Raw genomic sequence first — 12,817 nt, 5'->3', positions numbered from 1 at the left:
ACGCTCGACCGTCGTCATCGGCAAGGCCGCTGCTGGTGATGCACTCACCCGTCCAGAATACCGAACATATGACTATTTATTTGCGAGACACACCACTAGAACACCTCAGCATCGCTGTTCCCCTCGCCGAACTCACTGAGGAAGGCCCACCTCCCTGGACTAGCCCGCGCCACACCTTTCGAGACCTGTGAGCAATGCTGGCAGGCGGCGCCAGGCCGCAAGCTCTACTGCGCCAACGTGAACAGCGTCAGCTCCAGCTCGTCGGGTTCGGCGTCGAGCGCGTGGGCTGTCTGGTGCATCCACTTCAGGTAGACCGCGTATCGGTACGGGCTCCACGCCACTGATCGGCCGCGGCCGACGACGAGGTGCGGGATGCCTGCGAGGTCGCGGACTCTGCGGGCGAGCACGTTGTCCAGGATCAGTGCGCCGGGGGTGGTGAAGTAGAGGAACTTGGTGAAGAACGCCGGGCCGAAGTTGTCGATGCGCGACCACCCGTCGGCGTTGGCGGACGCGCGCTGCTTGGGGTCGTGCCCGCCGTAGAACTGCGCGTACCCCGCGATGACGTCGTGCTGTGCGGCTTCTGCAGCGGCCGTGAGCATTTCACCGAGTCGCCCATGGGTCCCCTCGACAATTTCGCGGTAGCGGTGTGGCCCGTATCCGATGCGTCCGGTGCCCCAGATGAAGCTGGCGGCGAACACTGCCGGCCAGTCGCCTGTGGCGGCCAGGTCGAACACGTCGCCGCGGGAGACGCTGGTGGTGTCGCGCAGCGCCGGGGGCAGGGCTTCGCCCCAGTTGGTGCCGATGTCGATGCGGTGCCCGCGGACTCCGCCCTCCCCGAGCGCGCGGCGCTTTGCAGCCAGTCGGTCTTGCAGGGTGTCGAGCTGCTCCGCGGCAAGGGCATGGCGTGCGGCCTCCTCGGCGGCCTGGCCGTCGTGCTGGTAGCTCATTTGGTCCCTCCCCCGTGTGCTGCGCTCACAACCTGCTCTGTCCGGGGTTCGACTTAACCATGACGGTGAGGCCGCGCGGCGTCTGGCGCGTTGCCGCCGACCTGCGAATTCTGTTCCGTGTCTCGATCATGAGCGAGGATCGCGCCATGACTACTTCCACACCTGAACCGGAGATCAACAGCCTCTACGACAAACTGAACGAAGCCCGCGGCAAGGCGTGGGCCGAAGCCAACGATGCCCACATGCGGACGCGGCGCATCGCAGAAGAGACCGACTCCGATCCCTCAGCCAGCGAACTGATCGGCCTGGCTGCCATCGAGGCGGTCATTCAACTAACGGCGCAGGTCCACTACCTGACGGTGGCCACCCGCGAGCACACCGCCGCACTCGAACGGGCACGGGACAGTTCACAGCAGCCCTAGGCCGGGCCTGTCTCAGATCACCGATCGGAGAGCAGCCGAAGGTGAGCAGCGTCTGGGTCTTGGCGTGCTCGCGCAACGCGCTCCAGCGCGGAATCGGCTGCGGGACTGACTTTGTGAAGGAGTCGTAGTACGGTGTCGCGCGCTTGAGGGTTGAACGGCTCAGCGTGAAGGTCATCGCACGCGATCTTGAGATCGCGGATGAAGTCTCGCACCACAGTCCAGTCCGGGTCGTTGGTTCCCGACGTTCCCGTCGCAGCGTCCATGGGCTGACCGTCCTCTCGCCTCGTCGCGACCAGCCACCACGCCGAACGTGGACCTTTTGGTCGCTACGTAGATCCTCACACGTCGCGAGGAGGGTCACGTGCACCAATTTTCGACGCCCGGATACCGCTTGTGAGCTGCCCTTTTGCAAGACGAGGCCGCGACAGTGACTCGAGGAGTCGCGGTCAGCCCGACCGTCGTGCTTCCAGATCAGAGGCGACGGCATTGTCGCCGGCAAGCGCGTATTCCGAGGTGTCCGGCAGCCCCGCCTGGCGCGCGGCCCGGTCGGCGACGGACAGCAGCCGCCGCAGACGACCGGCAAGTGCGTCCTTGCTCAGCGGCTGCTCGGCCATGCGGCCCAGTTCCTCCAACGATGCGCCGGGGTGCGCGATCCGCAGGCGCCCCGCCTCCGCGAGATGTGCCGGTGCGGTGGCGCCGAGGAGGTCCAGTGCTCGGGACACCCTGGTTGCGGTGGCTGCGCCGGCCGCTTCTGAGCGTCTGCGGTTGGCGTCGTCGAAGTTGGACGGCCGATCGAGCGGGACGCGTTCGACGGTGCGCTGACGGCGTTGCATCCAGGTCTGGTGCGTCTGGACCGCCCCGATGCGCCGCAGCATCTCACCGGCGCCTTCAGGGTCGCGCACAACGACGCGATCGACGCCCCGGATCTCGTTCATCTTCGCCTGCACACCCAGTCGGCGCGCCGCGCCGACGAGAGCCAGCGCCGCCTCGGGGCCTGGGCAGCTGACCTCCATGCCGCGCGTACGCCCGTTCTCGACCAACGACCCCCGCGCGACGAACGCTCCCCGCCACGCCGCCTCCAGGTCGGGAAGCTGACCGGTCACCACGTGGGCGGGCATGCCCCGCACTGGCTGACCGCGAGGGTTCAGCAGTCCGGTCTGGCGGGCGAGGGCCTCGGCGTTGTCGGTGACCCGTACCAGATACTTCTCACCGCGGCCGCCGGCCGGAGCGACCGGCCGAATCGTGGGGGTCTGTCCGAAGAGGTCATGGACGTCTCGACATAACCTCCGGGCGGTGCCCAGTAGGTCGACCTCGGCCACGACGGCCAGCCGCCCGTGCACGACCTGCAGACCGCCGGCGAATCTGAGCAGGGCCGAGACTTCGGCTTTGCGGGCCGAGGGTGAGCGCACCACCAGCTGGCTCAGTTCTGCTTTCGCATCGCCTGTTGCCGTCATCGTGGGTTCTCCTTGAGTGTGCTCGCCGCGGCGGAGCCCGACGCGTGTGCATGACCGGTCCGTGAGACCGTGCTCGCCTCATGATGCCCCAGGTTGTGGACCCAACCTGGCCCCGACAGGGGACGAGTTTCGATAACTGGCCCGCGGTGGGAGTGGCGAATCGAACCACACCCGCGAGAAGACGTGACGTGCGACAACCACGACATGATCCCCAGTCGTGGGAATATTGATCTCGACACGGGAGGGAGCACCGCGTGGCTGACACAGCTGATCGAGCGCGCCAGGCGCTCAACCTCTGCGCCGTCGAGGTCCCTCGGCGATGAGCACCGGCGATGAGGTAACCCAGATCCTCGACCAGTTGCGGGGGCTGTTGGGCGAGGGCACGCCGGTCACGGCCCCACTGCCGTCGCAGGTACCCGCCCAGATCCAGCAGCGTCTCAATGCCCTTCCGGGCGGGTTGGGCACCTTCATCGACAAACTGATCGACGAGCGCAAGAGCCAGGCTGAGATCAGCGCCGCCCTGGCCGAGGTCGACCCCTCGCTGGTGCCCGTCGTCGACGAATCAGCGGCCAATGTGACCGCAGCCCGCGATGAGCTCAACGGCACCCAGGACACCTACGCCGACCGGCGCGGCCAGTTGGCCCCGGTGGAGGGCACGCCCATGGGACAGCTGGGCGTGCTGCAAGCCAAGGTTGATGCCGTCGGCAATGGCGCCAATACCGTGCGCGCGCAGATGCCGCCGGCCGATCTGCGCCGGGTGCTCGTCGACCGTCTCGCCCAGCGCTATTACGAACAGGCCAAGGCGGCGATGCAGGGCGCCGGCGGCGGGATGACCGGCGGCGGTGGTATGCCCGGCGGCGGTGGTATGCCCGGCGGTGGTGGGGGGATGCCCGGCGGCGGTGGTGGCGGTTCACCGTTGAGTGCGCTGTCCTCTCCGGCGGCGAGCTTGGCGTCAGCGTTCTCGCCGGCTTCCTCGACGAAGGACAGCTCCTCCGGTGAGCAGCGTTCGGCCTCGGCGCTGCCGTCCGGGCGCGGCGGCAGCGAGGCCGGCCGGCGGATGGCGGAGAAGGCGCTGACTGCGCAGGGGCTGCCGTATGTGTGGGGCGGCGGCAACGCCAACGGCCCCACCGGCGGCGGGTTCGACTGCTCGGGGTTGTCGCAGTGGGCCACCGCGCAGGCAACCGGAGAGAACATCCCCAGGACGACCTACGACCAGATCAAACTGGGCACGCGGATCAACCCCGCCGACGCTCAGCCGGGCGACCTCGTGTTCTCCCGGTTCAGCAGCCGCGGCCCCGAGCACGTGCAGATCGCCCTGGGCGGCGGTCAGGTGGTGCACGCCCCGCAACGCGGCGATGTAGTGCGCATCGCGGCGATGCCCACCGATGTCGTGGTCAAGCGCATCTTCTAACCGCACGCATCGCACTCATGTTGTCTCCCAGCGTCTTTACGAGGCCTCCTGCTCAAGGTCGAGCAACTGCTGACTGCCAATCTTGAGTTCGGCCGCTAGCCGTTTGATTGCCTTGCGGTCCAGGTCCAGGTAACCGGTCGAGCCGCGGTATGCGTCGGTCTCCAGCATGTCGATAACGATGAGCGCTGCCCCGTTCTTGATCTTGGAACTAGAGCCGAGGCTGACCTCTTTACTGCCGTGGGGCACTTTGATGCGCTGCAGCCGGTCACTGTTCTTCCAGTGCTCCAGGGCAACGGCCAGCGCGTGAGCGATCGGTGCGTCAAGGTCGGCGGCGTGATGCCACGAACCCCACTTCTGTCGACCCGACCATCGCAGATTCACACTCGGGGTGTGCTCGCCCACGGTGAAGCTGGTGGTGACTTCGTGACCGAGGGTGTTGGTGATGGTGACGGGTCGATGCCCGGTGAGCTGCTCGAATAGCACGGCCCCCTGCTCGTCGATGTCCCCCACCACGGACTCGCGTTGCGCGGTGAGCGCATCGAGCTGGGCGGTCAGGCGGTCGTACTCACGCTCCAGCTCGGCAACACGCTGCGCCGACCGTTGGTAGTGCGTACGCGCTTCTGCGGCGCACCGCCGCGGGCCGCCCGGTTCGTCAGCTGACTTGCACATGCGCCCTCGACGCGGCCGACGTGATGGGTCGAACTGGGGTCCATGGTCCGCCCCGGGCGCCCACTGCGGCGGTGCCGACCCGGCGCTTCGATAGGCCGGGGTGTGCCCTGTCCGACGCCATGCGCGTGCTCCTCCTTGCGGTGAGCGCCAGGCTGGGTCACCTCACGGGGCATCGGGAAGCCCCGCGGCCTGGCGCTACTGGAGAAGTACCTCGCCGAGTGTTTGTTTCCGTCACCGGCTGATCGATTGCGAAGGAGCGCCGGTCACACCCGGCTATCCGCCGCGCGGTCGCCCCAGTCGGTGGACAGCGCCGACATCAGGGTCCACCACCTCTGGTGAAGCAGCGTTCGGGAGCGTTCGTCACCGTCGCCGCGGTAGGACGGCGCACGCCGAACCCAGATCCTGGCCAGTGAGCGGGCGACGTCGGAGACGATCCAGTAGAGCAGCTCGTCGTCGTCGTGGGTCGTCACCTGAGGCTGGGCGGTCTGCGGCCGGTAGATCAGCTCGTCCTGATCGAGGCAATAGCCTGGCTGAGCGAGCGCGCTGGGGATCTCCAGCGGGGCGCCGCGGGGCCGTTCTCCGGCGACGACGGTCAGACGGGCGATCCAGATGCTCAGTTGGGCACGGATATTGGCGTTGCGCTCGCGTAGCCTGCCGGGCAGGTCTTGGTCACCTTGGGCGTCTTGGTGGCGGGGCGGTTGCCCGACGACATCGACGGTGGCAGTGCCGATCTCGGCCACGGTCGGGCCACCGGGGCCGAGGTCGTCACCGGTGACCACTGCGATGCGTACCGTGCGATTGCGGTCGCCGGTGATCCAGGTAGCGGCTTCGGTGTCGGCGGTGATCACGACATCGGAGATGGTCTTGGCGCGTTGGGCCCCGGTGTGTTCCTGCGCGACGTAGCGCGCGGGGCGGCCCAGTGTCACGAGCCAGCGTTGCGCGGTGTCTTCGGCGGGGTTGAGGGGGCGCACCAGGGTGGCGTCGACCGGCATATCAATGCTCAGTTGGCCGTTGGTCCTCAGGCTGTGCAGGATGAGCCCGCCGGCGGATGCCGCCGAATTGGGTTGTGCAGTCATGACTGCCGACTTCTGGGTCTCCTCGCTGCCTGCGGTCACGTCCGATCGCTGTCCGGTGTCGGTGTGCGTGACCACGTGGGTGTCGCCTGGTGCGGCGGCGGGGTCCGCGGTCAGCTCGTCGGGGAGATCGTCGATGAGGATGACGGCGAGGGGATGCTCATTGGGGGTTTCCGAGGCCTGGGTCGCATCGAGGACGTAGGTGAGGTTCATGGCGAAGTCGGTCATGCCGGGATGCGGTTGGTCCCCTTGCCGGTGCGGCCACACGGTCACTTCGGTGACCCACGCGAACGCTCCGGCGTCGTCGCGGCCCAGCCGCTGCGCGGGGAGGCCGGCCGCGGCAGCAGGGTCGTGGAGATAGATCTTCCACGGTTCGTCGAGGGCGGCGTGGAACACCGGGTCACCCGTGGTCTCGTCGAGGCGCAGATGCACTGTGGATGCGGTAGCTGGCACCTGTGCAGCCAGTTCCGGCGGACCGGCCTGTACGTGCTTGATCACGAATCGCGACACCTTGGTTAATTTACCGTCGGCTCACCCGGTTTCTGCCCGCGAGCACTGGTTTTTCTTCCTCGGCAGACAGTGGGCGGTCGACGGCGACGCTGCAGCGAACCGGCCGCGCGCCCCGAGTGCGCTGGGGTTGCTGCGCTGCTACCTGGTGTCTGATCCGGCGGGCGAGGCTTGGGCGCGGCGTTCGGCAGCGATGTCGATCGCCAGTTGCATCTGGTCGGCGGTGAACATCCACCCCTGGTCAGTCCATGTGCGACCGACGAGCTGGCCGATGGCGGGCTGCGGTAGTCCGCTGGCGTCGGCGACGTCTTTGACGGTGAAGAGATGCCCGGAGACCGGGGCGCGCCGCCCGCGGCCAGCACGGTGCATCGGCAGCACGTTGTCGGCCATGGTCTCCACCATAAGACGTGGCGCCGGGCTATTTCTGCACATCTTTTTTGGCACCTGACCAGCGCAGGTGTCACGTCCCCGTAGTGCGGGGCACCAGACTGGCGGCGCCGGGCGCGCGACGCCGGCCGCCTGGTCAATGCACCGCAGCTCAGGGCCGGGCTTGCGATCGCCGTGGGCGGGACGTGTCGTATTCCCTGGTCAGAACGCTCCGCACGCTCGGAGGCGAGGTTGCGGGACTCGCTCCGCTCGGCCGGCAGGCTACATTTGCTCACCATGGCGGCGCCGGCACATATCGCTGAGCCACAGCTGATTTGGCGCCCCGGCGGTGAAATCGCGGCCGACCAGATCGTCGTGCACCGCCGGCCCGACTTTGCCGTTCTTCCCGCGTTTGCGCTTGCCGAACACGCTCCACAGTCGATTCTGCGAGCAGATTCGCCATCCTGTGCGCTCGGCCATCGGCTGCCCGGCGTCGCGGGCTTCTTCGACCAGATAGCGGTACCCAAACTCGGGATCCTCGTGGTGAGCGTCGAACAGGGCGTTGGCGCGGTAGGCCTCGACGAGTTCGGCGTCGGTGACAGGCTGGGCCAGCCAGCGGTAATACGGTTGGCGGGCGAGCTTGAGTACCCGGCACGTCACCGCGACGGGGATCCCGTCGGCGGCGAGCTCTTTCACGAGCGGGTAAAGCCTTTTCCCGGCAGATTGGCCTGCGACAGGTAGGCCGCTGCCCGGCGCAGGACCTCGTTCTCCTGCTCGAGCAGTTTGATCCGCCGCCGCGCTTCGCGCAGCTCACCGGCCTCGCTGGTGCTCTTGCCGGGCTTGGCGCCTTCGTCGATGTCGGCCTGGCGCATCCACTTGTGGAGCGTCATCGAGTGCACACCGAAATCGGTGGCGATCTGCTCGATCGTCACACCGTCGTCGCGGTTGCGGGCGACCCGCACGACATCGTCGCGGAACTCGCGGGGGTAGGGCCTGGGCACAAGGACATCCTTCCAGCCTGCCCACGCTGGGCAAGCCAACTCAGATGTCACCTGTTCGTGCAGCAGACCCGAACGTCCGCCGCCGGGCCCGCTCGGGCACCTCGGGATCGGGACGCTGCGTTACATCGTCAGCCACCCGACCAGGATCATTCATCCCGGCCGCGCGCGCCAACGTCGTCACCTTGCTTGTCATTTCGGGGAGTCTCTCCATCCCCGCCCTCGGGTCACTAATTGTCAGGGAGCGGGTGCCTCAACCCAGGTTGACAGAGAGGGGTGGGGCCGTACTTCGGTGACACCCAGAATAATTGCAGCCCCACATATTTAGGCGTGGTACAGGCACAATCAGGTGTTGGCTGGCGGCGGTTCTCTTGTGCCAGAACTTGCCGCAAAGGCAAAGCCAACGCGTTCAAGTAGCACAGACTTATCGGAGGTACGCCTCCACATCGTCGCCGTAGCGGCCAGCGTGACTTCACCTGCTTTTCCAAGCCGACGACAAAGTATCGGCGTCGGTATGCGCACCATCGCCGCCGACTAGTCCTAATAGCCGCGGCGAATGAGATAGTCGTGTTGGCCGTTGTGTAGCTGCTTATTTGGGACGCTGCGTCGGACCTCTGATCTCGAGCACCGCTGCTGCGGCTTCAGCACGCGAGTTCACACCGAGCTTGCGCAGTATTTGGCGATGTGGAACTTCACGGTGCTTTTGCTGATTGACCCGTCCCGGCGTTTCAGGAGACTGTTCTCGTTGTCCCCGCCTTTGGTGAGGTGCGTCTGTGATCGTAGTAGAGCTTCTCGACGGCTTCGGGGTGAAGTCGTCGAGATACTTGTGCGGGCGTTCGGTGTTGAAGCACACGACCCATTCCGCGGTCGCCAGCTCGGCCTGGTTCACGCCACGGGCCCTGTCGGCGGACGATTTCGTTCTGAACGATCCGACGGTGGTCTCGGCCAATGCGTTGTCCAGGGGGTCATGGTGCTGCGGCTCTGGCGAGAACGCGCCCTAAGGCCAATGCTCCCGTGCGCACGGCTGGGGCGAGGAGTTCAGGTCTGAACTGTTCGGTCGGAACGGACACCGATAGGGCCGCGATTGGCTGGCCGTCCAGCAGAACTGGGACGGCGACACAGCATCCGCCGAGTGCAGATTCCTCGCGTTCGACCGCAACTCCGGTACGGCAAATGTCGTCGAGTTCGCGGGCAAGTTTCTTGGGGTCGGTGATGGAGTTCACGGTGTAACGACGCAAGGGTTGGGCGAGGACCTCGATGCGCAACTCCGCGGTCTCGGATGCGAGTAACGCCTTGCCCACCGCAGTGCAGGTAAGGGGGAGCCGTCCGCCGATCTGTGAGGGCAGCGGTAGCGGAATGTGGCCGGACAGCTTCTCGATATACACCGCATCGAATCGATTGCGCACGGCCAGGTGCACCGTTTGGCCGGTCACGGCGTACAGGTCTTGCATGAACGGCATCGCCGCCGTGCGCAGACGGTGCTTCACGGCGACGCGTTCGCCGAGTTCGAACAGGCCGATTCCGAGTTCGAAGGTGTTGCCGGAGCGGCCGATCCATCCAAGCGTGGCCAGGTCAACGAGGAGGCGGTGGACTGTCGAGCGAGCAAGTCCGGTCCTGGTGCACACTTGGGCCAATGTCAGCGCGGATCCGCCAGGGAATGCGTCGAGCACCAGCGCGGACTTCTCCAGCTGCGACAACACCCCATCCCGTGACATGGGATTTATCCTAGCCACGGTCGCGAGGCGTCCATAGCGTGGTTGTCATGACATCGGTGTGTTCCCAGGCGATCAGCGAAGCGGCCGATCGGCTCGCTCAGGCATCGAAGACGGGCGAAACGTGTGCGCCAATTCGTGATCTGATCGGACGGGAGGACATCGACGCCGCGTATCGGGTGCAGTCTCGCAACATTGAGGTACTGCTGGCGTCGGGAAGGCGCATCATCGGACGCAAGATTGGGTTAACGTCGCCGGCGGTGCAGCACCAACTCGGGGTCGATCAGCCCGACTTTGGGGTGCTGCTCGACGACATGGATTGTACGAACGACACCGCGGTGGACATCACGCGTTTGCTGCAACCCAAGATCGAGGCCGAGATCGCCTTCGTTCTTCGAGCCGACATTGCCGAGCGGATCACTGCTGAGCAGGCGCCGGAGTTCGTGGACGGGGTCTTCGCGGCATTCGAGATCGTCGACAGCAGAGTGGCGAACTGGGACATCAGCCTCGCAGACACCGTCGCTGACAATGCGTCGGCGGGACTCTACGTGCTGGGGGAGCGAGTGGACCGAGTCGATGCTCCCGACCTCGCCGAGGTCACGATGACCGTTAGCGCAGACGGAGCAGAGGTCTCGCGAGGCAAGGGGGCGGACTGCCTGGGTAGTCCGTGGGAAGCATTGGCGTGGCTGGCGGCGACCAGCTTGGAGTATGGGGCGCCGTTGCGGTCAGGCGACGTGATCCTCTCCGGTGCGCTCGGACCGATGGTTCCTGTCACTGCCGGATCGACGTATACGGCAACGATATCCGGAATCGGCAGTGTCACTGCCAGATTCACGACCATTTCGAGCGAGGCCGGTAAGCCATGAGTCACTCCAAGGTCGCAGTCATCGGTTCGGGCAACATCGGTACCGACCTAGTCGTCAAATTGAAGAAGTTGGCGACCAACGTCGAGATCGCTGTGTTGGTCGGCATCGACCCGTCGTCGGATGGTCTGGCTCGTGCCCGCCGGATGGGTATCGGCACAGTCGACACCGGTGTGCAGGGTTTGATCGAGCACGCCGAATTCGATGAGATCGACATCATCTTCGATTCCACGTCGGCGAAAGCGCATCTCGTCAACGAGGAAGCGTTGCGTACCTTTGGCAAGCGGCTGATCGACCTGACTCCCGCTGCAGTCGGTCCCTACGTCGTGCCTGCCGTGAATCTCGACGACCACTTGGGTGCGCCGAACGTCAACATGGTCACCTGCGGCGGTCAGGCGACGATCCCTATCGTCGCGGCGATCTCATCGGTCACGGCGGTGCACTACGCCGAGATCGTCGCCTCGATCGCGTCGAAATCGGCGGGTCCGGGAACACGGTCGAATATCGATGAATTCACCCAAACCACCTCAGCGGCAATCGAAAAGGTAGGCGGAGCAGCACACGGCAAGGCGATCATCGTTCTCAATCCCGCGGAGCCACCGTTGATCATGCGCGATACCGTCTTGGCTCTCGTGACGGATCCCGATCAGAACCGCATCAGGCAGTCGGTTATAGACATGGTGGAGAAGGTGTCGGCCTACGTGCCGGGCTACCGACTCAAACAGGAAGTGCAGTTCACCCAGCTCGACGACGCCGAGTCCGTCGCGACCCTGACCGGAGGAGTCGACAAGGGGCCCGGGCTGTGGAAGGTGGCGGTCTTCCTAGAAGTCGAGGGTGCCGCGCACTACTTGCCGGCCTACGCCGGCAATCTCGACATCATGACCTCGGCGGCACTACAGGTGGCCGAGCGGATCGCGGCGAACACTGTGCAGGAGGCCACGCGATGACTGAGACGGTTAGCCGGCCCCATGCGACTGAGGGTGCGGCGCTCTACATTCAGGACGTCACACTGCGCGATGGTATGCATGCCATGCGCCACCGGATCAGTCCGGAGAAGGTCGCGGCGATCGCAGGCGCACTCGACACTGCCGGAGTCGACGCCATCGAAGTCACCCACGGTGACGGCCTGGCCGGGCACAGCCTGACCTACGGTCCCGGGAGCAACACCGACTGGGAATGGATCGAAGCGGCCGCAGACGTCGTACACCGCGCCAAACTCACGACTCTGCTGTTGCCTGGGGTCGGGACGGTCCGCGAACTCGAGCACGCCTACAAACTGGGGGTGACCTCGGTCCGGGTCGCAACGCACTGCACCGAGGCCGATGTCTCGGCACAGCACATCGGAACGGCCCGCGAACTGGGCATGGATGTTTCCGGGTTTCTGATGATGTCGCACCTCGCCGAACCCTCACATCTGGCTGCCCAGGCCAAGCTGATGGAATCCTATGGCGCGCATTGCGTTTATGTCACCGATTCCGGTGGGCGGTTGACGATGGGCAGTGTCCGGGACCGGGTGCGTGCGTATCGCGACGTGCTCGATGCCGGTACGCAGATCGGCATTCACGCGCACCAAAATCTGTCGTTGTCGGTGGCCAATACCGTGGTGGCCGTTGAGGAAGGTGTCACCCGGGTTGACGCCTCGCTGGCCGGTCACGGCGCCGGGGCGGGCAATTGCCCGATCGAGCCGTTCATCGCCGTGGCCGATCTCCATGGCTGGAAGCACAACTGTGATCTCTTCGGGCTGCAGGACGCCGCCGACGACATCGTCCGACCGCTGCAGGATCGGCCGGTCCAAGTCGACCGGGAGACCCTCACCCTGGGATACGCAGGCGTGTACTCGAGCTTCCTGCGTCATGCCGAAGCCGCCGCGAAACAGTACGGCCTCGACACTCGTGCGATCCTGCTCGCGGTCGGCGAACGCGGACTAGTCGGAGGACAGGAAGACCTCATCCCCGACATCGCGCTCGATCTACAACAGAACTTACGCCGATAGCATGTCGTGATTTGGGCGCGAGGCATCTCCTTTGCCGAAGAGGCTGCTGCGCAGCAGACTTCGTGAATCAGGTGTCAGTCACATCCGTCGAGCCGATTACGACGCTTGGCGGACCGGGCACAGAGGATGTGTCTCCGAGTCGCGTGTGAGTAAGGCCGCGAGGCATGCGTGTGCTTCTCATCATGATCTGACGGCCCGGTGTGTGTGAACACGAGAGGCGTGCGCGCCGCCGCGGCTAGCTGCACCGACATTGAGTGTAGAGCGCGGGTGTCAGGTCTTCGCTGCGGGTCAGACGTAATTGTCCTAGTGGTGTGTCTCGCAAATAAATAGTCATATGTTCGGTATTCTGGACGGGTGAGTGCATCACCAGCAGCGGCCTTGCCGATGACGACGGTCGAGCGT

General features: G+C 65.6%; 14 protein-coding genes. 5 read left to right on the top strand and 9 right to left on the bottom strand.

Annotation, left to right across the window (positions count from 1 at the left end; genetic code table 11):
- Positions 1-224: 224 nt before the first annotated feature.
- Positions 225-947 (bottom strand): 8-oxoguanine DNA glycosylase OGG fold protein, encoded by a 723-nt coding sequence (locus H7J06_RS02905; RefSeq protein WP_264036827.1) that lies wholly within the window; start codon positions 945-947, stop codon positions 225-227.
- Positions 948-1,006: 59 nt separating this feature from the next.
- Here H7J06_RS02905 and H7J06_RS02900 point away from each other — a divergent pair, with 59 nt between their 5' ends.
- Complete coding sequence (locus H7J06_RS02900; protein ID WP_076056845.1) at positions 1,007-1,369, top strand: hypothetical protein; 363 nt, start codon at positions 1,007-1,009, stop codon at positions 1,367-1,369.
- Positions 1,370-1,815: 446 nt separating this feature from the next.
- Here H7J06_RS02900 and whiA read toward each other — a convergent pair whose 3' ends face one another.
- Entirely contained in the window at positions 1,816-2,823 is a 1,008-nt protein-coding gene (whiA, locus tag H7J06_RS02895; protein WP_076056847.1) for a DNA-binding protein WhiA, read from the bottom strand.
- A gap of 319 nt (positions 2,824-3,142) precedes the next feature.
- Here whiA and H7J06_RS02890 point away from each other — a divergent pair, with 319 nt between their 5' ends.
- Positions 3,143-4,234 carry a C40 family peptidase gene (locus H7J06_RS02890; protein WP_052765122.1) on the top strand — a complete coding sequence of 364 codons (1,092 nt, stop codon included), beginning with the start codon at positions 3,143-3,145 and terminating at the stop codon, positions 4,232-4,234.
- A 36-nt stretch (positions 4,235-4,270) separates the two neighbouring features.
- Here H7J06_RS02890 and H7J06_RS02885 read toward each other — a convergent pair whose 3' ends face one another.
- The 7 genes from H7J06_RS02885 to H7J06_RS02855 form a co-directional block, all read right to left on the bottom strand.
- Positions 4,271-4,903: a hypothetical protein gene (locus H7J06_RS02885; RefSeq protein ID WP_046362106.1), complete on the bottom strand. Its 633-nt coding sequence runs from the start codon at positions 4,901-4,903 to the stop codon at positions 4,271-4,273.
- A gap of 263 nt (positions 4,904-5,166) precedes the next feature.
- Positions 5,167-6,474, bottom strand: coding sequence for an Imm63 family immunity protein (locus H7J06_RS02880; RefSeq protein ID WP_139334820.1), 1,308 nt, complete (start codon positions 6,472-6,474; stop codon positions 5,167-5,169).
- A 150-nt stretch (positions 6,475-6,624) separates the two neighbouring features.
- Positions 6,625-6,873 carry a hypothetical protein gene (locus H7J06_RS02875; protein WP_236439460.1) on the bottom strand — a complete coding sequence of 83 codons (249 nt, stop codon included), beginning with the start codon at positions 6,871-6,873 and terminating at the stop codon, positions 6,625-6,627.
- 258 nt (positions 6,874-7,131) lie between these two features.
- Complete coding sequence (locus H7J06_RS02870) at positions 7,132-7,545, bottom strand: hypothetical protein (RefSeq protein WP_264036816.1); 414 nt, start codon at positions 7,543-7,545, stop codon at positions 7,132-7,134.
- Complete coding sequence (locus H7J06_RS02865; RefSeq protein WP_264036814.1) at positions 7,542-7,850, bottom strand: transposase; 309 nt, start codon at positions 7,848-7,850, stop codon at positions 7,542-7,544. Before H7J06_RS02865 ends, H7J06_RS02870 begins: the two co-directional genes overlap by 4 nt.
- A 586-nt stretch (positions 7,851-8,436) precedes the next feature.
- The gene (locus H7J06_RS02860) at positions 8,437-8,796 is read right to left on the bottom strand and encodes an integrase core domain-containing protein (protein WP_011562982.1); all 360 of its coding nucleotides are present in this window, start codon (positions 8,794-8,796) and stop codon (positions 8,437-8,439) included.
- 16 nt (positions 8,797-8,812) lie between these two features.
- Positions 8,813-9,547: an IclR family transcriptional regulator gene (locus H7J06_RS02855; RefSeq protein ID WP_264036829.1), complete on the bottom strand. Its 735-nt coding sequence runs from the start codon at positions 9,545-9,547 to the stop codon at positions 8,813-8,815.
- A gap of 62 nt (positions 9,548-9,609) precedes the next feature.
- Here H7J06_RS02855 and H7J06_RS02850 point away from each other — a divergent pair, with 62 nt between their 5' ends.
- The 3 genes from H7J06_RS02850 to dmpG are packed head-to-tail and all read left to right on the top strand — an operon-like array spanning position 9,610 to position 12,415.
- Positions 9,610-10,425: a 2-keto-4-pentenoate hydratase gene (locus tag H7J06_RS02850; protein ID WP_041310550.1), complete on the top strand. Its 816-nt coding sequence runs from the start codon at positions 9,610-9,612 to the stop codon at positions 10,423-10,425.
- Positions 10,422-11,369: an acetaldehyde dehydrogenase (acetylating) gene (locus H7J06_RS02845; RefSeq protein ID WP_011562979.1), complete on the top strand. Its 948-nt coding sequence runs from the start codon at positions 10,422-10,424 to the stop codon at positions 11,367-11,369. Before H7J06_RS02850 ends, H7J06_RS02845 begins: the two co-directional genes overlap by 4 nt.
- On the top strand, positions 11,366-12,415 hold the full coding sequence (gene dmpG, locus H7J06_RS02840; protein ID WP_011562978.1) for a 4-hydroxy-2-oxovalerate aldolase: 1,050 nt from the start codon (positions 11,366-11,368) through the stop codon (positions 12,413-12,415). Before H7J06_RS02845 ends, dmpG begins: the two co-directional genes overlap by 4 nt.
- Positions 12,416-12,817: the final 402 nt, after the last annotated feature.

Source organism: Mycolicibacterium hodleri (genome assembly GCF_025822245.1).
Taxonomy (GTDB): Bacteria; Actinomycetota; Actinomycetes; order Mycobacteriales; family Mycobacteriaceae; genus Mycobacterium; species Mycobacterium hodleri.
This window is presented reverse-complemented; position numbering and strand designations above follow the sequence as displayed.

Bases quoted from the DNA above. Each gene is read 5' to 3' on its own strand.
- H7J06_RS02905 (WP_264036827.1), bottom strand. From the start codon at position 947: ATGAGCTACCAGCACGACGGCCAGGCCGCCGAGGAGGCCGCACGCCAT.
- H7J06_RS02900 (WP_076056845.1), top strand. From the start codon at position 1,007: ATGACGGTGAGGCCGCGCGGCGTCTGGCGCGTTGCCGCCGACCTGCGA.
- whiA (WP_076056847.1), bottom strand. From the start codon at position 2,823: ATGACGGCAACAGGCGATGCGAAAGCAGAACTGAGCCAGCTGGTGGTG.
- H7J06_RS02890 (WP_052765122.1), top strand. From the start codon at position 3,143: ATGAGCACCGGCGATGAGGTAACCCAGATCCTCGACCAGTTGCGGGGG.
- H7J06_RS02885 (WP_046362106.1), bottom strand. From the start codon at position 4,903: ATGTGCAAGTCAGCTGACGAACCGGGCGGCCCGCGGCGGTGCGCCGCA.
- H7J06_RS02875 (WP_236439460.1), bottom strand. From the start codon at position 6,873: ATGGCCGACAACGTGCTGCCGATGCACCGTGCTGGCCGCGGGCGGCGC.
- H7J06_RS02850 (WP_041310550.1), top strand. From the start codon at position 9,610: ATGACATCGGTGTGTTCCCAGGCGATCAGCGAAGCGGCCGATCGGCTC.
- H7J06_RS02845 (WP_011562979.1), top strand. From the start codon at position 10,422: ATGAGTCACTCCAAGGTCGCAGTCATCGGTTCGGGCAACATCGGTACC.
- dmpG (WP_011562978.1), top strand. From the start codon at position 11,366: ATGACTGAGACGGTTAGCCGGCCCCATGCGACTGAGGGTGCGGCGCTC.